The sequence below is a fragment of the Flavobacterium aestuarii genome (assembly GCF_040049115.1).
In the GTDB taxonomy this organism is placed as follows: Bacteria; Bacteroidota; Bacteroidia; order Flavobacteriales; family Flavobacteriaceae; genus Flavobacterium; species Flavobacterium aestuarii.
The window spans coordinates 187,709-212,407 of the sequence record NZ_JBDLZZ010000001.1; the positions used below are offsets into that span (position 1 = coordinate 187,709).

A 24,699-nucleotide genomic window follows, 5' to 3' on the forward strand; every position below is an offset into this window, starting at 1 on the left:
TCATTGTTGCTTAAAATAAAATTATAACCTATATTTTAAAAAAAAAAGAGCCGGTTTTAACATAGGCGTAAAAAAAAATCATTAACTTTAACCACTGCTAATCAATACTTTATAACAAAAACAATCGTTAGTTATTAATTCAGGTTAGCACAGGATTGTTCACTAATTTATTAACCTAAAAAATGATTTTTTTTGAGTGAATTTAAAATTATTGTCGTTTTTATTTTGATGGTTTTAAATTATATAATTTTTATAAAAACTATTTCAAAATACAAGCTGTTAAATCAGGCATTTTTAAAAATAGCAATCAATAAAAAGTAACACCTAGAGGTTTAGAAAAAGTTTTATGTTCTGGAGATTTCATATCACAATAAAGAAATAAACTTTAAATGTATTGATAACCAATGGCTGTAATGCGAAATTTAGCCTTTGCTGGAAATTAATAATGTTTTGAATTTAAAGACAATCATTTAATAAAGTAATGCATGCATTATAAATACTGGCATATATATGTCTATAGTATTAGATGAGCTTGAACATACTTTTAAATGTAAAAAGAGTTTTATTTTTAATTAGGCCTATAAGGCATAAATAAAAGTAAAAAGTGAAAAGCCAGTTAATTTTAACTGGCCTTTCCTTTTTTTATTCCTTAACCAAGTAAATTCCATCTTCCTTTATTTCGATCAGTTTTTCTTTATATAAGGCACCAACTGCTTTTTTAAAGGTCTTTTTACTCATTTTAAGTACAGTTTTTATATCTTCGGGATGGGAATTATCCGTTAATCTCAAAAAACCTCTGCTTGCTCTTAATTCATTTAAGATTTTATCGGCATTAGGTTCTATGTTTTGATATCCTTGAATCTGCAGTACTACATCAATTTTATTGTCAGGCCTGATATTTTTTATATAACCCCGCATGCGATCTCCTGTACGGATACTGTCATCATAAACTTCATCCTTATATAGCAGCCCTTTGTGCTTTTCATTGATAATGACATTAATTCCCAGTTCGGTGATATGCGATACAATAAGATCTACCTCTTCTCCTTTTTCGACAGTTAAATGATCGTTTTTTAAAAACTGATTCAACTTGCTTGAAGCCACTAAACGATTCGTTTTTTTATCTAAAAAAAGATACACTAAATAGCGTTTTCCTTTTTCCATCGGACGTGCCTGTTCTTTGAAAGGCACCAAAATATCCTTCTCCATTCCCCAATCCATAAAAGCACCTATCTGGTTGATATAATTTACACGCAAGAGAGCAAATTCATTTAAAAAAATATAAGGCTCAAGAGTTGTAGCAACTGGACGCTGTTCATGATCTAAATAAGCAAAAACAACAATCTCCTCGCCTATTTCAAATTCATTAGGCACATATTTATTGGGTAAAAGTATATCGTGTATTCCTTCTGGATCTTTTTCAGGATTTCCTAAAAATAAACCAACTTTTGTATCACGTAATATGGTAAGTGTATTGTATTTTCCTATTTCAATCATTTTTACTTAGATTCGCTGTCTCATATGACAAACTATTTTGTGAGTGGCAAAGATACAAAGTTTAAACTAAGAAATATAAGGAGATTTCCTGATGTAAAAATCCCCCAAGGGAATTCTTTTTTTTTATCAGCGTAATATCATAACTATAAGAACATGTTATATAAATTTTCATTCCATAAGATTTTATGTTCAAAGCAATTTCATGCGAAACCTTAGTGATCATAAAATCCAGTCAGCAAATTAATTATACAATAACTAATCTTAATTTAAATAATTTCTAGTGCATTTGCATAAGAAGCATCGGGTTTTTGATTTGGAAAATTAACTTCAAGACCTTCATCCATTTGCATGAATTTAAGTTTTTGACCAGTACTTACCAGCCTGACTTCTTTTATATTTTTCGTATAATAGCCTGCTTGTTTTCCTAAGCTTTTAATCAAAACCGTACCATTCTCCGGCCAAGCCATTACGGTAGCAAAAAGTTTTTTCCCTTTTTGCACAAATCGTATATCAGCAGCAGTATAAGGTTTTCCTTTACCTTCGTTAAATCCCTGAGCTGTTAAGGCTTCAGTACTTTCCTGCTGTGGTCCTTCTCCAAATATTCTCCATGGGCGAGTGCCATAAATGCTTTCGCCATTAGCTTTCATCCAAACACCAATTTCGGCAACAATAGCACGTTCCAATTCATCAATGCTTCCGTCTCCACGAACTGGAATATTAAGCATTAAGTTACCATTTTTACTTACCACATCAATCAAAGTATGAATAACAGTTTTAGCTGATTTATAATCCTTCCTGCTATAAACACCTCTGTCATAATGCCAGTTTCCAATACAGGTATCTGTTTGCCAAGGAAGAGGCTCAATAGCATTACTTTGCCCTTTTTCTATATCCCAGACCATTGCTTTGCGCTGCTGCTGGTCAAGTATTTTACCTGTTACTACAGTTTGTACTGTTTTATGTTTTTTTAAGCTTTTATTGTATAAATATGCCGCTATGCGCAGACCAGCATCACTAACAGGCCACAAGGGTAATGCTGTGTCATCAAAATAAATCAAATCTGGATTATATTTATCGATCAGGTCGATTGTCCTGTCATGAAATTTTTCCATATAAGCTATAGAAGGGCTAGCTACGCCATTTCCCCAATTCCATTGTCTATGAATAGTTCCATTATCTAAGCTGCCTTCACTCAATGGATGATTCTGCTCATACAATTCCTGAGGATCCAAGCCTTCCCACCAAGTTCCAGCCCCGTCTGCTTTAGTTAAATTTCCATCATAAGGCACGCCTGCTAAAATCCCCTCTTTGTCTGAACGCTTAGAGGTTTCAAACCAGCTCCAGGCATGTGCTGCATGAACGCTTACCGCAAAAGGCAAACCTGCTTTGCGAGCAGCTTTTTCCCAGCCTCCTATAATATCTTTTTTGGGACCTATTTTTGTCGAATTCCAATGTGGCTGGTATTTACTATCATAAAGATCTAAATTATCATGATGATTTGCCATAGCCATAAAATACTTAGCTCCCGCCTCTTTATATAAATTAACTAATTCTTGGGGATCCCAATTCTCAGCTTTCCAAACATTAATAACATCTTTAAAACCAAATTTTGACGGATGCCCATACTTTTCAACATGAAATTTATATTGCCAAGAACCTTCCTCATACATTCCTCTTGCATACCAATCACCTGCTTCTGGCTGACATTGAGGTCCCCAATGTGCCCACATTCCGAATTTTGCATCGCGGAACCAATCGGGTATCTGATATTTTTCAAGAGATGCCCAGTCAGGCTTAAACGGATCGTTAAAAAATCCATCTAGCGGAACTTCATTAAATAAAGTATTGCCCAGCAAAGGGGATAAATAAAGTCCAGCAATTGCCGAAGCTCCCAACTTCAAAGCTTTTCTTCTTTTCATATTTTTAAATTTACTTTTGTCATGATGTATAAAAAGACTGACTTAAATTATATATTTCCGTTTAATCAAAAATATCAACGATTATTTTCTACTTTTACAAATAAATTAAGCATCTCCTATATATTTATTCATAAATTTGTGAATAAAATTTATTTATGAATATTTTGTAACTATTTGCAACAAATATAGCAGATCATAAAGCTTTATTTTTACCTGAAAACGATTTTTTATTATTCAAAAACGACTTTTTGCTTAAAAACTGCTTGTGCACAAAAGCATTTTCAAATATTCATTCTCTTTATTACATATTGATTATGTAAAGCTGAATCACAATTGGAATTATACCAATGTGATAAGTCCTTATTATCGTTTGTATTATATTGATGAAGGGCTGGGTTCGCTTTCCGATAGTTCAAATAATCTAATTTTGGAACCTGGATTCATTTATCTTATTCCCAGTTTTACATTATGTAATTTAAAATGTGAATCATATTTAAGCCAATTTTTTATTCAATTTTTTGAAGAAACTCCTGACGGAATCAATTTATTCAGCACAAATCGTAAAGTAATGAAACTTGAGGCAACCGAAATTGATGTTTTGCTTATCAAAAAAATGCATCAAATTAATCCAGGAAGAGGAATCAATCGATCAGACAATCCTAAAATTTACGAAAAAGAGACTTACTACAAAGAATACCGTTCACTGAATAAAGAAATGAAAACACACCTGAAATTTGAAAATCAAGGCATTCTTCTGCAATTGATTTCCAGATTTCTAGAGGCTAATTATTTCAAATCTGATCATAAGAATAGTATTCCTTCAAAAATTCTGGATAGTATGAGTTATATACAGCTCAACTTAAGGAACAATCTCACCGTTGGGGAATTAGCGGCAAGAGCTAATCAGAACAAAGATTATTTTTCAAAACAATTTCTTGCCCATACGGGTCTAAGACCTTTAAACTACATTCACGAGAAGAAAATAGAAAGAGCACAATACTTGATTGAAACCACTAACAAAACATTTTTGGAAATTGCAGCAGATGCTGGTTTTTCTAATTTGCCTCATTTTTCAAAAATTTTCAAACAGATAGTAAGCTTAACTCCTGGAGAATACCGCCGCCAGAATGCTGTACTGAAATAATTCCGTTTACTCGGCAAAACATTAAACAAAAAAAGCGCCTATAAGACGCTTTTAAAATACTCTGAAAATTCTAATTGTAAGCACTTTCTCTTCCAAAATGAAGAGTTAACAGATAGTAAACAACTGCTCGATATTTATTTTTATTGGATCTTCCATATTGTTCTAATACAGCATCAATTCCTGCTTTGAGAGATGGACCATCGGACAAACCTAATTTCTTAATCAAAAAATTTTTCTTTACTGTAATTATTTCTGATTGCTGCGTGCCTGCAATAATGGAAGAATCTGGATTATAAATAGATGGACCGCAGCCAATGGTTACTTTTGTTAATAGTTCCATATCAGGAGTAATCCCGCATTTTTCTTTCAAGTCGGCTGCATATTTTACAATTAATATATCTTTTGCGCTCATAACAATAAAATTAAGTTAGTTTCAACTATATAACTATCTCAAATTTAATAATTTATTATTAATGTGTGCGATTTTTATCCATTAATTTTTTATAAAAATATTCTTTCTTAAATGTAACATCTTTTTTAAACCAAAATAATTCTTATAAAATAATAAAGCTTAATTACTACAATCAGGCCAGTTCTTTAAAATATTGAAGCAATACAGCATCATTATCCAGTGTTGGTGTAAAAATCTCCAGCAGACTTGGTTTTTCCTTCAAATACAATGAATTTAATCCTGTTAATAAGCCTGCTTCATCGGCAGCCGTCACATAATCCAGACCATACATTTTACATAAATGTTCGGCTGTTAAATTATGGCTGGTTTCAAAAAAAGTATTAAAAACTGGCGTTTCTTCATGTCCTGGCAAAATTCTGAAAATGCCACCTCCTCCATTATTTATCAAAATGATTTTAAAGTTTTTTGGAATGTAATTATTCCAAAGCGCATTGCTGTCGTATAAAAACCCAATATCACCAGTAATAAAAACAGCTGGTTTTGCATTCCCAACCGCAGCACCAATTGCTGTTGAAGTGCTGCCGTCAATACCGCTGGTTCCCCTATTGCAGTATACTTCAATAGAATCATCAATAGGTATCAATTGTGCATATCGGATTGCCGAACTGTTGCTGATTTGCAATTGGCCGTTTTTTGGCAGGCTCTGAATCACTTTTTCAAAGACTTTCAGATCTGTAAAGGGGATTTTGGATAAATAGATTTGATGTTTTTCATTACGCAATCTTTTGACAGCATCCATTCTGGCAAAATAATCACTTTCAATTTTAGCCGTTAATGGTAAAAAAGTATTAAAAAAAGTATTAGGATCAACCTCATAATGCCTGCTAAGACAGCCAAAAGTATCATACGCCCGCAATGGGTCAATATGCCAGTGGTGTTCAGGCTTATATTTTCTAAAGAAAGCTTTTATACGCTTGGAAACTACCAGCCCTCCGAAAGTAACAAGAATTTCGGGTCTGAAAGCTTCAAAATCTTCAGCGGTAAAAGGAGTAATTATTGTATCTATACTGTTTATAAAACTTGAATGATGCAGATTTGAAGTCGTTTCGGTCATTACAACTACCGATTCATCATTGGCGAAAGCTTCAATGATTGCAGCATCAATTGTATTGGGCTGATTTACACCCACAAGAATCAATTTTCGGGTGGCTGTGTTCCAAAGACTGGCACTTTCCAGTACATCTTTGGTCTGGATCGTCTGAGGCACTTTTGCGGAAGCGAATATTTTACTGTTGACACTAAGCTCCGAAACAGTTTCATACAATGGTTCCTCAAAAGGTGCATTAATATGAACCGGCCCTTTTTTATCGATTGCCATATTGATGGCTTCATTGATTTTTCTGTCGTTTTCCTCTGATACTTCTTCAGTTAAATTGGCATTGTACAATGAATGATTTTCAAAAACATTCTGCTGACGGATAGTTTGCCCATCGCCAATATCTATCTTGCTTTGTGGTCTGTCAGCCGAAATGACGATCAGAGGAATTTCGCTGTAAAATGCTTCGGCAAGTGCAGGATAATAATTGAGCAATGCCGAACCTGAAGTACAAACCAAAACAGTTGGCTTACGGGTCTGCTGCGCTATTCCTAAAGCAAAAAAAGCAGCCACACGCTCATCAGCAATGCTGTAACACTGAAAAGCCGGATTGCTTGCAAAACCTATAGTCAAGGGTGCGTTTCTTGAACCTGGAGATATGATAATGTTAGTGATTTCTTTGGATAAAAATATTTGAAGAATGCTTTGTGCTAATGGTATTTTAGGATAAATCATTTAAAAGTCTTAAAAGTTTAATGCTTAAAAGTTTAAAAAAAAACTTCTGAAGCTGTGCTGCAAAGTTACAAAGTTGTGAAAGCTTTTCTGCTGATTTTGGTCATATTTTCATAATTTTGAACAACAAATCAATAAAGATGGAAATTACTCTTCGCCCCTATCAAACCAGGGACACACAGGCAATATTAGAGATTATCAATTACAACATATTGAATTCAACCGCTTTATACGATTATACCATTCGTACTTACGATCAGCAAAAAGCTATATTGGAAGATAAAATCAATAAGAATTTCCCCGTTATTGTTGCGGAATGCGATGGAATAGTAACTGGTTTTGGCATGTATAGCGAATTCCGGTTTCGGGAAGCTTATAAATTTACGGTAGAGCATTCCGTTTATGTAAACAATTCTTATCATGGAAAAGGAATTGGCAAAATCTTATTGGAGGAGTTAATTCGGCTCGCTAAAAATCAAAACCTCCATACAATGATTGCAGTTATAGATGCTGAAAACCAAAGCAGTGTTGATTTTCATGAAAAATTTGGTTTTAAGACCGTTGGGATCATCAAAGAATCCGGCTATAAATTTGACCGCTGGCTGCATTCGGTTTTTATGCAGCTGCTATTGGAATAAAACTTAATATGACTATCCGTGACTAATACCAAATCGATAAAATTGGCCACAGATTATAAAGATTAACACAGATTTCTAAAAAATACATGTAAAATCTGTGAGAATCTGTGTAATCAGTGGCAAAAAAAATATTTAGTATGCTTTGCGGATAGTCATGAAACTTAATATTAAATCTAAAAAAGCAAACACTAATTTCATAAATTGCCACAAATTCATTCATGGAATTACAGCACATACCGCATTAACTGACTAGATTCGTGTGAAATTAGTGTAATCCGTGTTCATATAAAGAATAGTATCTTTGCACTTTTACAATTATTATGAGTTTCACACTGCTTTCTTCACCCTTGCAGGGATTTACCGATTTTCGTTTTAGAAATGCCCAAAACAAATATTTTGGAGGGATTGACACCTTTTATTCTCCATATATCCGATTGAACGGAAAACTGGCTATAAAATCATCCTACGAACGTGATTTGCTGCCCGAAAACAATAACACCTTAGAAGTGATTCCGCAAGTGATTACCAATGATGCCGAAGAGTTTTTATTCGTTGCTAAATATGTGCGCCAACTGGGTTATAAAGAACTGAATTGGAACCTGGGCTGTCCATACCCTATGGTAACGAAATCCGGAATGGGTTCCGGCCTGATAAGTAATACGGAAAAAATCAATCATATTCTGGACAGAGCACATTCGGAAACGGATATTATTGTTTCTATGAAAATGCGTTTAGGATACGATACCACCGAAGAAATTCTGGATGTTTTACCAATTTTAGATACCTATCCAATAAAAAACATTGCTATTCACGCCCGCATAGGCAAACAGCTGTATAAAGGCGGTGTTCATCTGGATGCGTTTCAGCGATGCATTGACAATACCAAACACAAACTGTATTACAACGGCGATATAACTTCGGTGGCCAAATTCCATGAAATGCAGCAGCGCTTTCCTTCCATAGATCATTGGATGATTGGCCGGGGATTAATTGCTGATCCGTTTTTGCCCGCTATGATTAAAAATAATACTGCCGAATATCCTGAGAATAAAATGGAACTATTCAGTGCTTTTCACGACACTTTATACGAAGGCTACAGCGATTCTTTATCGGGTCAGACTCATATTCTATTGAAGATGCATCATTTATGGGAATACTTTTCAGTTATATTTTCGAATCCACACAAAGTGCATAAAAATATCAAAAAAGCAAAAAGCATCAAGAATTATGAAGCCACGGTAAGGGAAATTATTGCTAAAGAAAAGTAAATTTTACATAAACAGAAAAGAGCCTGACAAAGCAGACTCTTTATTTAACTATCCAATAAAATTATGCTTTAATCCAATTAACCACTTCTGGATCTGTTGGTAATGTTTTAGGAGAAATCACTTTTTCTAGTTCTCCCTTTTCATTAATAAGATATTTTTGAAAATTCCATTTCACTTCCGAATCCTCAAGTCCATTTTTAGATTTTTGAGTCAAAAATTGATAAACGGCGCACATATCATTCCCTTTTACTGAAACTTTATCCATCATTGGAAATGTGACTCCATAATTCTGCTGGCAAAAAGTAGCAATTTCCTCATTGCTTCCCGGTTCCTGTGAGGCAAAATTATTGGCAGGAAAACCTATAATAACAAAACCTTTTTTAGAATACTCTTTATACAAAGCCTCTAAATCTTTATACTGTGGTGTCAATCCACATTTTGAAGCAGTATTGACAATCATTACTTTTTTTCCTTTTAAAGTGGCGAAATCAAAAGTATTCCCATATAAATCTTCTACTTTAAACTGATAAATATTCTGTTTCACTTGTGCTTGAATCTGGGTGTTAAAAAGAAACATTGCGCAAAACGCTATTATTATTTTTTTCATGGCTTATTTTTTTATAAAATTAATCAATTTATCCTTTGTTATCTAAATCTATTTTAAACATAAGATTATAAGCATAAAAAAAGATGCCTTTTTAGAGCATCTTTTAATGAAAAGATCAATAATTTTTGAGATGCCCCCATGCAATTTTTTAAACCTAACCTACTAAATCTAATTCCTTTAAAATTACAAATCCCCAAAATTATCTTTCATTTATTATATAAACAGATATATGATCGAAAAATTGTAGTCCACAAATGAATAGCAGTTTTTTAACACTAAATAGATAAAATCAAAATAAAACATAAGATTTTACTTTCTTTTATTTCAATAGCTATATAAAAAAAGAGGCTCTAAAAAAACCTCTTTAATTGATAATTTCATCGGACTCCCCCATGTAATTAATTACCCTAAATCTAACCTACTAAATTATAATTACAAATCCATAAAATTATCCTTAATGAATAGATAATCAAATATATAATAAAAAAATATTTACTCTTTAAAAGAATCAATATAATCGATTAAATACATATATTTTTATAAAATATATGTATTTTCTTATAATTAATTTTAATTCTATAATTCTGACATGTATATATTAGAGCATTAATATTATTAAACTGCTTTTAAAAAAAAAATTCACAAAAAAAAGATGCTTATCAAAGCATCTTTTTAAATAACTATTTGTAAAAAATAATACAGCGTCTACATCTCTTTTAACTAACTTTAAAACAAACTATGAAAATAACCCACTAACTTTCAAAGATTTGCAATCACATATATTATTTGTTTCAGTAAAACCAAATACCATGCCAATATATCTGTAAAACGCTAAAATAAATCGATGAAATGCATTTTATATTAAATTTAACAGGTTTATATTTCTTTTTATTTATAAAAACAAAAAAAGGCTAATCTGTACGAATAGCCTTTTTTTAGATTATTTCAAGCTTATTTTTTATAATACTTTTTATACTTCGGATAAGTCAATGCGCCTATGGCAGAAATTGTTCCTAGCGAGTACCATATCCAGCTCAGCGAATGCGCCTCACCGCTGGCGTAGGAATGCAGTCCTACTAAGTGAAAATTTACTCCATAATAAGTAAATAAAATAGATACAAAAGCAAACATACTCATCAGATTAAAAATCCATTTTCCTCTTAATGAAGGGACAAATCTGGCATGAATTACAAATGCATAAACCATAATACTGATTAAAGCCCAGGTTTCCTTTGGATCCCATCCCCAATAACGGCCCCAGCTTTCATTAGCCCATTGTCCGCCAAGGAAGTTACCAATAGTCAGCATTATCAAGCCTATTGTTAATGCCATTTCGTTAATATAAGTGATCTCTTTAATATTCAAAGACATTTTAACTCTGTTCTTTTCATTGGTAAAAAAGATCAACAGCAGCGATACAAAACCTAAAATCATCCCCAAGGCAAATGGCCCGTAACTCGCCACAATAACTGCAACGTGAATCATAAGCCAATAGGAATTAAGAACCGGCTGCAGATTGGCAATTTCTGGGTCAATCCAGTTGGCATAAGCTGCAGCAAGTATCATTGCAGTCACAAATGCCGCCGAAGCCACGGTTAATTTAGATTTTATATCAAATGCCAGCCCAAAAAACATTGTTGCCCAAGCCACATAAACAATAGACTCATAAGCATTACTCCAAGGAGCATGTCCCGAAATATACCAGCGCGCAATTAATGTAATAGTATGCAGAATAAAAAATACTGCAATAATAATATGCATTGAATTAACTAAAATGCGTATCAGCTTTGAATCCTTAAAGATTTGAAGAATCGTGAATGCTAACATCAAAATTGCTGCAAACAGATACGCAAAAGGAAGTTTTTGCAGCAGATCATATTTGTTATAAGTAATTTCTAAGTCAATTTTATCTTCGGTGGGCCTTACTTTGCTTCCAAATTTCTTTTGAAAGCCATTAATGCTTTCCAACAATTCATCTGCAGTTTTATAATTCTTTGATTCGATTGCATGGCTCAGCGTTCCGAAATATAGAGGCAAAATACTTTTGGTATAGGTTGCATCCATTCCTTTTAAGCCAGCATGTTCTAATTCTAAATATGAAATCCATTTATTTCCTGGATCATCCGGTATTGGAAAAATCTTTAGAATACTGCCGCTCAATGCCGATTCCATCAGGTTGACTTTCTTATCGGTCTCCACAAAATCTTTTTCGAATTGATTTGGATTTCCGGCTTTATATGCTGCGTCAAGATAAGGAGATAATTTATAATTTCCTTTTTCGTCAAAGAAAGCTATAAATGGCGCAAATTGATCTTTGGAATCCACACCTATTATTTTGCGGATGCTGTCATTTCCTGACTTGATATAAATCAATGGAATTTCAATCCACAGCTGTGCGCTTTGTGTCATTGATAAAAACACCTGATCTGAGTTCATCCCTTTATAAGTATCGGAATGGCTTACTTTTCGCAGTAATTCTGATGAAAAAGTATTAATAGGTTTCATTCGCCCTCCCGCGTCCTGGATAATCAATCGGCCAAATTTCGCAGCATGTTCTTTGCTCACTGTAAAAGCTGTCAATAAAGAATCTAATTGCTTTTGAGTTGGTTTTACCCGTGCATGGCCTGTACTTTCGGTGTGAGAATGACCTGCTTCATCATGCTCATGATTGTGTCCATCATGTTCCTGAGCAAAATTTGAAATACTCAAAAACAGCATCAAAACAGTAATAAGCTTAGCTTTTTTATTTTTCACAACTTCTAATTTTCGTTTCAAATCGGCAAATCGGGAATGCTTGACAAACATGATTGCCATCATACTGAAAAACAGCATAAAATAACCGATATATGTTATTGTCGTTCCCCAGTAGTCATGGTTTACTGATAAAACTGTACCTTTTTCATCGGGATCAAATGAAGATTGAAAAAAACGATACCCTTCATGATCTAAAACGTGATTCATATAAATTCTGGCATCAAAAGGTTTTACCGGATCCTGAACCGTTACCTGGCTTTCGAATGAAGAGTAACTCTTCTCTGTACCTGGATATTTTTGTGCAATAAAATCATTGAGTTTTATCTTAAATGGCAATTCATATGCTTTGCTTCCGTAAAAAAAACTATATTCCAGACCTCCAATTTTAACTGTTTTGGGTTCTCCAGTTTTTCCTTTAGAGCCTATCAGCGTTACTAATTCTTCTTTTCCATTGGCAATCAGTTTGACAGTCAAGGCATCCTCATGATTTTTTTCTTTAAAATCATTTTTGGTTTCATAATCTATAACACCAGTAACAGCAGGTTCTGGAAAAACAAATCGGATATCGCCAATACTGTACAGAGAGCGCATCATCAAAGGCTGTACTATATCTTTCACAACTTTTCCCTGCAATTTGTCAGCCATTCGCATAAAATCGCCTTCAAAAGGCATCTGAACCGTGTATTCCTTTCCTGTGGTGTTAATATTGATAGCACCTTCGGTAAATTTATTTAAGGCAAAAAGTACGTTATGAATATTTTGAACTTCACCCGATTTCAGGAAATGTTCCTCTCTGCCACCATCACCAGCTTCTACTAATTTTAAATATAAAGTTCCTTTTGGATCTGCCTTTACATATTGTTTGGCTCCCATAATGAATTTTTCATAATGTACTTCAAACTTATTTCCTGAAAAATCACCCTTTATCGTAAAATCATTATTGGTAACTGGCGATAACAAAACCGCCTCTTCAAAAACCCTGCGTCTCATTTCGCCTTCATGTTCTCCATCGACAAAAACAGTCAGGAATGTTTTATCCGAATAAAATTGATTTTCGGCTGCTCCTTCACGAATGGGCATCATTCCCTCAAAACTTATGTAACGGGTAATAAAAGCACCTCCAATTATAAATATAAATGCAAGATGGAGCAGTAAAGTAGCCCATTTCTCTTTTCTTAACAGATTATATCTTTTGATATTTCCTATGAAATTAATCATGAAAAACCCCATTATAGCTTCGAACCACCAAGTATTATAGACCAGAATTCTGGCTGTATCTGTATTGTATTTGCTTTCTATAAAAGTTCCAGCCCCCATTGCTATTGCAAAAGTCAAGAACAATAAAGCCATTAAGCGGGTTGAGAAAAGGACAGAGAATAATTTTTTATCCATGTGGGAATACATTTCGTTTGTGTAAAGTGTCGCAAAAGTACTCAAAATTGTCCATTCGTTTTAGGGCAGAATTGTTAATTTAAACTAAAAATAAGGTGTTCTTTTATACCATGGATTTGCAAATCATTTCATTACATTTTTTTTGAAAATTTGCGAATGCGAAGTTGTTACAATACAGATAAAATAGAAATTCAACACTTCAATTTTTTTGTTAATTTTGCCAAATGATTAAAATTACGATTATAGGTTCTGGAAATGTAGCGCAACACCTGATTGATGCTTTCGCAAAAAGCAATACCGTAGCTATTATGCAAGTGTTTTCGAGAAACCCAAAACAGATCATTCCTAATATCGATCCAAACCAGATTACCAATGATTGGAATGCATTGAAAGAAGCTGATTTATATATTATTGCCGTTTCTGACGATTCCATCGCGGCTGTTTCTTCGCAGCTGCCATTTGAAAACCGGTTGGTTGTCCATACTTCTGGCAGTGCACCATTAACATTATTGGATAACAAAAACAGAAAAGGGGTTTTTTATCCCTTACAGACTTTTACAAAAGGAAAACCCATCAATTTTAAAACTATTCCGCTTTGTCTTGAAACTCAATTTAAAGAGGATTATAAAATACTGGAAACAGCCGCTTCTTCTATTTCGGATAATTTATATCCCATAGATTCCCATCAGCGGAAAGCATTGCATGTAGCTGCAGTATTTGTTAATAATTTTACCAATTACCTGTATCAATTAGGCAATGATATCTGTCTGGAAAACGATGTTTCCTTTGATATTTTAAAACCTCTTATTCTTGAAACTGCCGAAAAGTTATTGACACTTTCGCCTAAAGATGCCCAGACAGGCCCTGCAAAACGCAATGATATTTCGACTATAGAAGCACATGAATCTTTTTTGTCCAATGAAAATCAATCTACCATTTATAAAATACTAACACAATCTATACAAAATCATGGCAAAAAGCTATAAAGAAATAATGAATGATATTACTACGTTTATTTTTGACGTAGATGGCGTACTTACTGACGGTTCAGTCTTTGTTACTAATGAAGGAGAAATGCTTAGAACAATGAATATACGTGATGGCTACGCTTTGAAAGCTGCTGTTGAGAGCGGTTATAACGTATGCATTATTTCGGGCGGCAGCAACGAAGGAGTTCGAGTGAGACTTAGAAATTTAGGTATTACCGATATCCATTTAGGAACCCCGGATAAGGTAAAAACATTCAAGGAGTACACTGATATTAACAAAATCAATCCTGGACAGGTTTTGTATATGGGCGATGACATTCCCGATTATCACGTTATGCAATTAGTTGGATTACCAACGTGTCCGCAAGATTCAGCTCCTGAAATTAAAACAATTTCAACATATATTTCACACATTAAAGGCGGTAAAGGTGCTGTACGCGATGTTATTGAGCAGGTCATGAAGGTGCAGGGAAAATGGTCTACTCATTTTGACGGCAAATTGGATTAAGAGAAATACCGGAAATTCGCAAATTATTTTAAACTCAAATTTGTTTTAAAATTTGCGAATTTGTGGTGGAAACTATTTTTAGAGCTGAAAATGAATCATTTGAAGTCATAAAGAACAACAAACCAAAAACATGAAATACCTCAAACTAATACGTTATCAAAACCTGTTAATGCTGGCCTTGATGCAGCTGCTTTTCAGATATGGGTTTTTAAATTTTCAGAGCATTCCTTTGGCTCTAAACGATTGGCAATACTTTTTTTTAGTATTGGCAACAGTCATGATTGCGGCTGGCGGTTATATAATCAATAATATAATGGATCAGTCAACAGACAATGACAACAAGCCTCATCAGGTAGTTGTTGGCAAAAGCATATCCGAGACACAGGCCTACAATATTTATTTTTTTGTAAACGTTTTAGGCGTTGGCAGCGGTTTTTATTTATCGAATGTGATTGAAAAACCTGGATTTGCAGCTATATTTATTGTTATTTCGGCAACATTATATTTATATGCCACAAGTTTAAAGCAGATGCTGCTTATCGGAAATTTTGTTGTAGCGCTTTTACTTGCTTTCAGCGTAATTATTATTGGTGTTTTTGATCTTTTGCCAGCCATCAATCCTGAAAATAAAATTGCAATGGCTGAATTGTTTTCCATACTTCTGGACTATGCCATTTTTGCTTTTGTCATTAATTTTATCCGAGAAATAGTAAAAGACCTTGAAGATGTTAATGGCGATTACAATCAAGGCATGAATACCTTGCCAATAGCTTTGGGCATTCAGCGAACATCTAAAATAGTCTTAGGTTTAAGCATGATTCCATTAGTGATGGTCGTTTTCTACATTAAAACCTACATTTTTGCGAATGATCTGTATACCGCAACTATATATGCCCTGATATTTATTGTTGCGCCATTAATTTATTTTGCAGTAAAAATGGCCGACGCCAAAAAAAGCCAGGATTTTCATCATCTAAGCATGGTTTTAAAATTGATTATTTTGTCTGGATTGTTCTCAATCGCAGTTGTCACATATAACATCCTGCATCATGCTTAAAGAAAAACTTAAAAATTATAAAATCATTCTGGCTTCGGGTTCACCCAGAAGACAGCAGTTTTTTAAAGACCTGGACCTGGATTTTGAAATCAGATTAAAAGAAATTGAAGAAATTTTCCCTCCAGAATTAAAAGCATCCGAAATAACAGATTATCTTTCTTTACTGAAAGCCAATGCTTTTGAAGGAGAATTGCAGCAGAACGACATATTAATTACGAGTGATACTATTGTTTGGCACAAAAATTGTGCTTTAGGTAAACCAAAAGATCATCAAGATGCGTTTGAAATATTGAAATCATTATCGGGCGATACTCATGAAGTCATAACTTCTGTTTGTTTTAAGACAAAAACATCTTTTTATTTGATAAGCGAAACAACAAAAGTTACCTTTAATGCGTTAAGTGACGAAGCTATTCTTTATTACTTAGAAAACTATAAGCCTTATGACAAAGCGGGTGCCTATGGAATACAGGAATGGATTGGTTTTATTGGTGTTTCAAAAATTGAGGGATCGTATGCCAACGTGATGGGAATGCCAACAGATAAAGTTTATAATTATTTAAGCAGTTTATAAAAAAAAATGGATTTTTTCAATCATTATATCAAAGAGGAAATCAGTACTGGAGTACTCTTATTGGTTGTCTTTCTGGCTCGTACCTTTGTTTCAAAAATAATAAGAAGGTTTGCCAGCACAAGCGAAATAATTGAAAAGAGAACCAATTTAGTCATAAAATACATTAACGTTCTTATTACCATATTGTTCTTTATTACCCTGATATTAATCTGGGGAGTTCAGGCCGAAGATATTTTTATCACTATTTCGTCTGTAGCTACCGTAATTGGTGTGGCAATGTTTGCACAATGGTCTATCCTGAGCAATATTACTGCGGGTATTATTTTGTTCTTTTCATTTCCTTTCAAGATAGGTGATATCATATTAATCCATGATAAAGACTATCATGTAGAAGGAGAAATCGAAGATATTGGAGCATTTCACGTAACATTGCGATCCAAGGAAGGAGAAATAGTTATTTATCCTAATAATCTGTTTTTCCAAAAAGGAATTTCAATTATTAAAAAACCATTAGACACAAATAGTGAATTTGTTGATTGATTTACAATTTTGTATTGTCCCTAACTCTAAATCTAAATACTATGAAAACAATTAAATTTTTTATTATCGCACTTCTTTTTATTGGAGCAAATGCTATGCAGGCGCAAGTATCTGTCAATGTAAATATTGGAACACCTCCGCCGGTTGTTGTTGCATCACCTAAGGTTGTTATTGCATCACCTCCAGATTGGGGACCAGTTGGGTACGACAACATGGAATATTATTATCTTCCTGATATCCAGGTATACTACGATATTAGACTAGCACAGTATATTTATTTCGGTAACGGAAGATGGATACGTTCTTCAAGATTGCCGGCTTATTGCAGAAATTACAATTTATACAATGGTTACAAAGTTGTCTTGACTGACTATCATGGAAATGCACCCTATGTATATCATAATGCTCACAAAGTGAAATACTATAAAGGTTACAAAGGAAAACCTCAAAAAAACAGAAGAGACTATCATGAGCATTATGATAATGGAAACCATCATGGCAATCACCATGATAATGGAAACCACAAAGGACATGGCAAAGGAAAACATTAAAAATTCATAAAATTCAAAAAAGGAAAGAGCACAATTCAGGTGCTCTTTTTTTTTGTTCATGCCTAATGGGAATTTTGTAAACTAACACGAAAAAATTGCAGCCTGATTTACAGTTACAGCTCGCATCTTTGTTGGAGACTATTTAATTTCAATATTTTATGGATGTCCAAAAATTACCTTTTTATGCTAAACCTACCAGTATTCTTTTATGTCTTATAAGTTTCGCATTTATATTTTACATCGGAAAAGATATAATAACTCCAATTTTAATGGCTTTTTTATTTTCCATTTTATTGGTGCCTCTATTTTCATTTCTAAATATAAAATTAAAATTCCCAAGACATTTAGCAGCAATGACAACTGTACTGCTATTTGTAACGTGTATCGTGTGTATCTTAGCTTTTATCTCCTACGAAGTCACAAATATGGCTAACGATTTTGAGGCTATCAAAAAAAATGCAAATGCCTTTATAATTGACATTCATAAATTTATAAGAGAAAACTTCAACATAAGTATAGGCGAACAAAAAAAATATATCCACAATGTCGCCAAAGACTCTGTTGAAAATGGGAGCAATACAATTGGCTCCGCTATAATATCAATAAGCGATCTTCTGCTGGACAGCACGATCATTCCTATTTATACTTTTCTGTTTTTGTTGTACAAAGACCATTTTATTGTTTTTCTGGTAAAACTGATTGACAAAGAAAATCATCTGGTTTTAAAGGATATTCTGTCACAAATAAAATTATCAATAAATAATTATATTGTAAGCCTGATACTCGAAATGATTATTGTTTCGGTTCTAACGAGTATAGGACTCTGGATAATTGGCGTGAAATATTTTATACTGCTGGGACTTATAACAGGACTTTTAAATCTAATCCCTTACATTGGCATTTTAATTGCTGGAATAATAACTCTTTTAGCCTCATTAACCGGCTCTGCAGAAACCTCGATGGTATTGGGGATCTTGACAGTGAATATTATTGTTCAATTAATTGACAATAATATACTTGTGCCATTAATTATAAATTCGAAAGTAGAAATCAATGCTTTTGTATCCATAATCGGAATTATTTTGGGAGGAACATCGGCTGGTATTTCGGGGATGTTTTTGGCCATTCCGCTTTTGGCTATACTAAAAATTATTTTTGACAGAATAGAATCCTTAGAACCGTGGGGATATCTTATGGGAAATCATATGCCAAAAAGATTCTTCTGGAGAATCAGGAAAATAAAAACCGAAAACTAACTACAGAGATTTATTTTTATTTTTTGGGTGGCAATTAAAATTCGTCACTACTAAATTTATCCGTTAATTTGAGTCAAAATTTATCTGAATGCCTTCAATCAAAAAAACAATCGTTCTATTTTTTTTATGCTTTTATTTTCAATACAACTATGCACAGCAGACCCAGTCAAAAAAGGATAGTACAGATGTAATGTATTCTAGGATCCATAACTATTCCAAAAAAAATAATTTTACAAAAACCCTGCATAGATTATTTTTTAAATCCCGAAAGCCAAAAAAGAAAGAGGAACTGCTTGCTCATAGAGATCCTGCAATATTTAATGGAAAAATAATCCGGAAAATAAATATTATAACATTAGACCCATTCGGCCAGTCGGTGGCAGATACAGCACAAAAACCAAAAAACTGGAGCGAAAGAACCGGTAATAGACTGCATCTGAAAACAAAAAAAATTGCCATTTATAATTTATTGCTGATTAAAAAAAATACTCCTTATGACGCTTATAAAATTCAGGAATCCGAACGTATCATCCGTTCCCAAAAATATGTAAGCGCCGTTAGGATTACGGAAGAATCTGCTGGCAAAAAATCCGATTCTGTAGATGTAACTATCCGTGTGCTGGATTCCTGGAGTACTATCCCGCGCTTTTCGATATCAAATAGCAAGGCATCAATTGGAATAAAAGAAAAGGATTTTCTGGGAACAGGACAGCAGCTCGATTACCGGTTTACAAATAGTTTTGAAAATGGTGATAATGGCAATGAAGTCACCTATTCTATACCCAATATCAAAAATACGTTTTTAAGTACAGTCCTGCATTATAAAATGGATTTAGACAATAATTACACCAAAAGCATCGATGTGGAACGTGCTTTTTATTCTCCATTAACAAAATGGGCAGGCGGTGTTTATATTGGCCAGGAATTCAGGAAAGATACTATGCAAGCCCCAGATTTCAGTTACGCATACCAGAATTTCAAATACAATTCAGAAGATGTCTGGGCTGGAAAAGCAGCAAAAATATTTAAGGACGAACAAAATGAAATAACAAATTTAATCATTACTGGACGCTTTTTGAACGTAGATTATATAGAAAGCCCAACAGATATATACGACCCCGAACATTTTTATTCTGACGAAAAACTTTTTCTGAGCGGTATCGGGATCAATAAACGCAATTTCATAAAAGACAGCTACATTTTTAGAAACGGAATGACAGAGGATGTACCCATTGGAAGAATTTATGGCTTGACTTTTGGCTATCAGAATAAAAACGCTTCTTGGAGGCCTTATGCCGGTGCTCAGTTTTCTTTTGGAAATTATTATAGATTAGGTTTTTTGAGCATGAATTTTGAAGCTGGAACATTTTTTCAAAACTCTAAAACCTATCAGACCTCATTTTTATTTGAAGCAAACTATTTTACAAAACTCTACAGCATTGGAAAATGGAGGTTAAGACAATTTATCAATCCAAAAGCTGTTATTGGGATTAATCATCAAAACAGTATTGGAGATAAGCTTACCATTAATGAAGATAACGGATTACCCGGTTTTAATGCCGTTTTGTATGGAACCGATAAAATGATTTTATCATTGCAGACACAAACTTATTCACCTCACGCGCTATGGGGATTCCGCATAAATCCTTTCTTCAATTATACGGCCGCAGTATTGGGAGATTCGGATGTATCAATGATTAAAAACAAAGTTTATTCAAAATTTACACTTGGGTTATTAATAAGCAATGACTACTTAGTGTTTAGTTCTTTTCAGCTATCACTTTCTTATTATCCCAGTATTCCTGTGCAGGGATATGATATAATCAAGACAAATACTTTTGAAACCTCAGATTATGGACTTCAAAGTTTTGAACTGGCGAAACCACGAATCGTCGAATATAAGTAAAAATAAAACCCGAAAACTATTTTAAATTTTCCAGCCATTCAAAAATAGCTTTATATACCAGCTCTCTCACTGGCATTCTTGACAGCACTAAATCATGCATTCCTCCTTTAAAACCAATCACCTTTTTAGATGGAGACTCAATTAATTCTGCTTTTTCAATAATGTCATTCACATTCAGAATAGCATCTCCTTCAAACATTTCATCACTCCATTTTGATACATATACCGAACAGGAAGAATGCAATATCAATATCGGCTTATTTATAGAAATACCATTTGCAATTGCCAAATGGCCTTGATGTATTGCATTAATCCAACCCGCATTTATAGATGGTGCCACATGGGGTTTCCATTGCAGATTATAATCCCACTCGCCATAATCTCCTTTGTGCAGGCTCTTGCCATAAAATTTTGAAAAACCAATAGGCAAAGCCAAATTGGGATTAAGCCTTCCAATTAAAGACAGTATAGGAATCACAATTTTCTTTTGAATCCAAGGCACATTAAAATCATAAAAAGGACTATTGCAGATTAGGGCATCAAAGAGTTCAGTTTCTTTTCGGACAGCAGCATATAAGGTAATTACAAGACCGCCTGTAGAATGCCCAAAGAGAATTACTTCTTCGTTTTCCTCATCCCTTATTATTGAAAGTGCACGATCGATATCATCGTAATATTCAGATAATTGCCTAGCGTTGTTGGGTTTTTGATTACGCAATATAGACCGCCCATATTTTCTTAAATCTAAGGCATAAAAATGATAGCCATTTTTCAAAAATTCGTCGGCAACAGTCTCTTGAAAAAAATAATCATTAAAACCATGAATATATAAAATGGCTTTAGCAGTTGGAATTAATCTTCGTTTTCTAACTAAAGTAATGGCAACCTCGCCTTCGTAATCATTTTGCTGCTCAATGGCCGTCTGCTCAAAACCGTTATGCAAAACATCTTCTTTGTATTGTATATTCATTCGGGTCAGCTTAATTATTGAAAAAATACTAATTTTTATGCAACAGCATTCTCAAATTTAATATTCTATTCTTAATTAATTATCATCAAACTGAAGTATTTTGTATTAATTTTTAGGATTAAATCTTAACTAAATCATGAAAGTTCAATTTAAATATTAACATAACTTTTGGAAGACGTACAAATATTCCCATTATTAAATTAGTATTTTTGGACGTTAAACTAATCAACTCCGTTTTATCTAGAAATAATAAAAACTGTTATGCGAAAGCTTTTTTTAAAATCCTTTTTACTTTTTCTCTTCTCTGTACATTTAACAAATGCTCAAAAACCGCAAAAACCAAGTTCAGCAGAAATATACAATCAAATTCAGAAACTCAATTTTTTAGGAACCGTACTTTATATAGCAGCGCATCCCGATGATGAAAATACGCATCTTATTTCGTATATGTCTAATGATGTACATGCCAGAACAGGATATTTATCGTTGACCCGAGGAGATGGAGGCCAAAATTTGATTGGACCCCAATTGCGGGAATTATTAGGTGTTATTAGAACACAGGAACTTCTTGAGGCCAGAAAGATTGATGGAGGAGAGCAGTTTTTTTCCAGAGCAAATGATTTTGGATATTCCAAAAATCCAGACGAAACATTACAGATCTGGGACAAAGAAAAAGTTCTGGCTGATCTGGTGTGGGTTATCCGGAAATTTCAGCCAGATGTAATTATCAATAGATTTGATCATCGATCACCAGGAACAACACATGGCCACCATACATCATCAGCTATGCTGAGCATGGAAGGATTTGACCTTGCGAGCAATCCTGCAGCTTTTCCTGAGCAGCTGCAATTGGAACAGACTTGGCAGCCTAAAAGAGTTTTTTTTAACACCTCCTGGTGGTTTTATGGCAGCAGGGAAAAGTTTGAAGCAGCAGACAAGACCAATTTAATAGCAATCCAGACAGGTTCATATTATCCTACACTCGGAAAGTCAAATCAGGAAATAGCTGCACTAAGCCGGAGCAGTCATAAATCTCAAGGGTTTGGAAGCACAGGATCCCGTGGTGAAAGCACAGAATACTTAGAATATTTAAAAGGAGAGCCATTAAAAAATAAAAAATCAATTTTTGATGGCATTGACACGAGCTGGAATCGAGTAAAAGGCGGAAAGCCAATTGGCGAATTAATTACACTTATTGCCAATCAATATGATTTTAAAAACCCATCTGCCAGTATTCCAAATTTAGTTAAAGCTTACAGCATGATCCAGGCTTTGGAAGAAAATCACTGGAAAATAGTTAAATCTGAAGAAATAAAAAAAATAATTGCGGACTGCTCTGGCTTGTTTCTGGAAGCGGTATCCAGCTTTCAGGAAGTTACACCGGGGAGTGTTGTAAAACTCACTTTGGAAGCTATTAACAGAAGTCCTATAGAAATGCAATTGACTAGTGTAACAGCTTTGCCTGAGCAAAAAAATACAGTTTTAAATATCAATTTAAAAAACAACATCCTACATAACAGTACTTTAGATTTACAGTTGCCTCAAACAATAAACTACACACAGCCTTATTGGCTAAAAGAAAAAGGAACTGTTGGATTATATACTGTTGACGATCAAAAAAACATCGGAATCCCTGATATTATCAGAGAAGCAAAGGTAATTTTTAATGTAAAAATCAATTCAGTAGAAATCCCTTTTGAACGGACAGCTGTTTACAAATACAATGACGATGTAAAAGGAGAAGTGTATAATTTCTTAGATATTGTTCCAGAAATCACAACTGCCATTCAGGAAAAAGTATTGCTATTTCCAAATACTAAGCCTAAATATGTAGGCATTACCATAAAATCCGGTAAAGATAATAGTAAAGGAAACCTAAAACTCGATTTACCAAAAAACTGGAAAATATCCCCTTCCTCTATAGCCTTTGAATTACCCAAAAAAGGGATGGAACAAACTGTATATTTTGAAGTGACTCCTCCATCTCAAATGAGTGAAGCTGTTGCTACAAGCATTGCAACTGTTGATAATACAGCTTATGATAAGGAACAGATTATCATTAACTATGACCATATTACAAAACAGCAGGTTTTGAAAACAGCAGAAGTAAAATGCATACGGATTGACCTAAAAACAAATCAGGAAAAAATTGCCTATATCATGGGAGCAGGCGATGAAATTCCTAAAAGCTTATCGCAGATGGGATATCAGGTAACACTAATTAAACCAGAAGAAATAACTCCCGAAAAACTTGCAGCTTTTGATGTGGTGATGACAGGAATCCGTGCCTACAATACAGTACAGGCATTGGCATACAAGCAGGATATTTTATTTGATTTTGTGCATAGCGGCAAAACAATGATTGTACAATACAATACAGCCAATGATTTAGTTACCTCAAAAATTGCTCCATATCCCTTAAAAATTTCAAATGACCGTGTAACCGAAGAAAATGCAGAGGTTCGTTTTCTGGCACCTAATCATCCCGTACTTCATTATCCTAATACGATTACTCAGAATGATTTTACAGGCTGGAAACAAGAACAGGGATTATATTATCCAAAAGATTTTGACAAAGCCTTTACTCCTATCCTATCGTCAAATGATAAAGGCGAAAGTCCAAAAAATGGAGCACTGCTAATTGCTCCTTATGGAAATGGCAATTATATTTACACAGGATTGAGTCTTTTTAGGGAATTGCCAGAAGGGGTTCCCGGAGCTTATAAATTGTTATCAAATTTAATTTCTATTAAGCCCTCGGTAAGCATTCCTAATCAAAACTTAAAACAATAACATGGACTCAAAAAATCCTAAAATCTGGTCAAAAAGCTATACACTGGTTTTAATTGCCAATGCATTATTTATTATTATTTTTTATTTAATCATGAA

General features: G+C 33.8%; 19 protein-coding genes. 12 read left to right on the forward strand and 7 right to left on the reverse strand.

The features are described from left to right. Positions 1-642 precede the first annotated feature (642 nt). Entirely contained in the window at positions 643-1,497 is an 855-nt protein-coding gene (locus ABEG11_RS00685; RefSeq protein WP_348822274.1) for a CvfB family protein, read from the reverse strand. A 266-nt stretch (positions 1,498-1,763) separates the two neighbouring features. Further along, positions 1,764-3,416, reverse strand: a complete 1,653-nt coding sequence (locus ABEG11_RS00690; protein WP_348822275.1) for an alpha-L-fucosidase — start codon at positions 3,414-3,416, stop codon at positions 1,764-1,766. 265 nt (positions 3,417-3,681) lie between these two features. Here ABEG11_RS00690 and ABEG11_RS00695 point away from each other — a divergent pair, with 265 nt between their 5' ends. Continuing rightward, a complete protein-coding gene (locus ABEG11_RS00695) occupies positions 3,682-4,560 on the forward strand; it encodes a helix-turn-helix domain-containing protein (protein WP_348822276.1) in 879 nt (292 codons plus the stop codon). Between the two features lie 70 nt (positions 4,561-4,630). Here ABEG11_RS00695 and ABEG11_RS00700 read toward each other — a convergent pair whose 3' ends face one another. Beyond that, entirely contained in the window at positions 4,631-4,972 is a 342-nt protein-coding gene (locus ABEG11_RS00700; RefSeq protein WP_348822277.1) for a DUF2853 family protein, read from the reverse strand. 172 nt (positions 4,973-5,144) lie between these two features. Then, complete coding sequence (gene menD / locus ABEG11_RS00705) at positions 5,145-6,803, reverse strand: 2-succinyl-5-enolpyruvyl-6-hydroxy-3-cyclohexene-1-carboxylic-acid synthase (RefSeq protein ID WP_348822278.1); 1,659 nt, start codon at positions 6,801-6,803, stop codon at positions 5,145-5,147. A gap of 137 nt (positions 6,804-6,940) precedes the next feature. Between menD and ABEG11_RS00710 the strand changes: the two genes are divergently transcribed. Beyond that, positions 6,941-7,438 (forward strand): GNAT family N-acetyltransferase, encoded by a 498-nt coding sequence (locus tag ABEG11_RS00710; protein WP_348822279.1) that lies wholly within the window; start codon positions 6,941-6,943, stop codon positions 7,436-7,438. A 320-nt stretch (positions 7,439-7,758) separates the two neighbouring features. After that, on the forward strand, positions 7,759-8,706 hold the full coding sequence (locus ABEG11_RS00715) for a tRNA dihydrouridine synthase (RefSeq protein WP_348822280.1): 948 nt from the start codon (positions 7,759-7,761) through the stop codon (positions 8,704-8,706). Between the two features lie 61 nt (positions 8,707-8,767). On the opposite strand, the gene ABEG11_RS00720 is transcribed toward ABEG11_RS00715, so the two are convergent. Together ABEG11_RS00720 and ABEG11_RS00725 are read right to left on the reverse strand one after the other, a co-directional pair. Continuing rightward, the gene (locus ABEG11_RS00720; RefSeq protein WP_348822281.1) at positions 8,768-9,313 is read right to left on the reverse strand and encodes a glutathione peroxidase; all 546 of its coding nucleotides are present in this window, start codon (positions 9,311-9,313) and stop codon (positions 8,768-8,770) included. Between the two features lie 951 nt (positions 9,314-10,264). Next, positions 10,265-13,459 (reverse strand): cytochrome c biogenesis protein CcsA, encoded by a 3,195-nt coding sequence (locus ABEG11_RS00725; protein ID WP_348822282.1) that lies wholly within the window; start codon positions 13,457-13,459, stop codon positions 10,265-10,267. Positions 13,460-13,683: 224 nt separating this feature from the next. Here ABEG11_RS00725 and ABEG11_RS00730 point away from each other — a divergent pair, with 224 nt between their 5' ends. The 8 genes from ABEG11_RS00730 (at position 13,684) to ABEG11_RS00765 (ending at position 20,840) form a co-directional block, all read left to right on the forward strand. Continuing rightward, positions 13,684-14,445, forward strand: a complete 762-nt coding sequence (locus ABEG11_RS00730) for a Rossmann-like and DUF2520 domain-containing protein (protein ID WP_348822283.1) — start codon at positions 13,684-13,686, stop codon at positions 14,443-14,445. Further along, positions 14,429-14,956 carry a KdsC family phosphatase gene (locus ABEG11_RS00735; protein ID WP_348822284.1) on the forward strand — a complete coding sequence of 176 codons (528 nt, stop codon included), beginning with the start codon at positions 14,429-14,431 and terminating at the stop codon, positions 14,954-14,956. The genes ABEG11_RS00730 and ABEG11_RS00735 overlap by 17 nt, the downstream gene beginning before the upstream one ends. 130 nt (positions 14,957-15,086) lie before the next feature. Next, positions 15,087-16,013: a geranylgeranylglycerol-phosphate geranylgeranyltransferase gene (locus tag ABEG11_RS00740; protein ID WP_348822285.1), complete on the forward strand. Its 927-nt coding sequence runs from the start codon at positions 15,087-15,089 to the stop codon at positions 16,011-16,013. Beyond that, positions 16,006-16,587 (forward strand): Maf-like protein, encoded by a 582-nt coding sequence (locus ABEG11_RS00745; RefSeq protein ID WP_348822286.1) that lies wholly within the window; start codon positions 16,006-16,008, stop codon positions 16,585-16,587. Before ABEG11_RS00740 ends, ABEG11_RS00745 begins: the two co-directional genes overlap by 8 nt. 6 nt (positions 16,588-16,593) lie before the next feature. Then, the gene (locus ABEG11_RS00750; protein WP_348822287.1) at positions 16,594-17,127 is read left to right on the forward strand and encodes a mechanosensitive ion channel domain-containing protein; all 534 of its coding nucleotides are present in this window, start codon (positions 16,594-16,596) and stop codon (positions 17,125-17,127) included. 41 nt (positions 17,128-17,168) lie between these two features. After that, positions 17,169-17,678 (forward strand): hypothetical protein, encoded by a 510-nt coding sequence (locus ABEG11_RS00755; protein WP_348822288.1) that lies wholly within the window; start codon positions 17,169-17,171, stop codon positions 17,676-17,678. Between the two features lie 158 nt (positions 17,679-17,836). After that, positions 17,837-18,934, forward strand: a complete 1,098-nt coding sequence (locus ABEG11_RS00760; RefSeq protein WP_348822289.1) for an AI-2E family transporter — start codon at positions 17,837-17,839, stop codon at positions 18,932-18,934. Positions 18,935-19,022: 88 nt separating this feature from the next. Next, entirely contained in the window at positions 19,023-20,840 is a 1,818-nt protein-coding gene (locus ABEG11_RS00765) for a BamA/TamA family outer membrane protein (RefSeq protein ID WP_348822290.1), read from the forward strand. 16 nt (positions 20,841-20,856) lie between these two features. Here the strand turns inward: ABEG11_RS00765 and ABEG11_RS00770 are convergent, their stop codons facing one another. Beyond that, positions 20,857-21,810, reverse strand: a complete 954-nt coding sequence (locus tag ABEG11_RS00770; protein WP_348822291.1) for an alpha/beta hydrolase — start codon at positions 21,808-21,810, stop codon at positions 20,857-20,859. A gap of 261 nt (positions 21,811-22,071) precedes the next feature. Here ABEG11_RS00770 and ABEG11_RS00775 point away from each other — a divergent pair, with 261 nt between their 5' ends. Then, entirely contained in the window at positions 22,072-24,603 is a 2,532-nt protein-coding gene (locus ABEG11_RS00775) for a PIG-L family deacetylase (protein ID WP_348822292.1), read from the forward strand. The last annotated feature ends 96 nt before the right edge of the window (positions 24,604-24,699 follow it).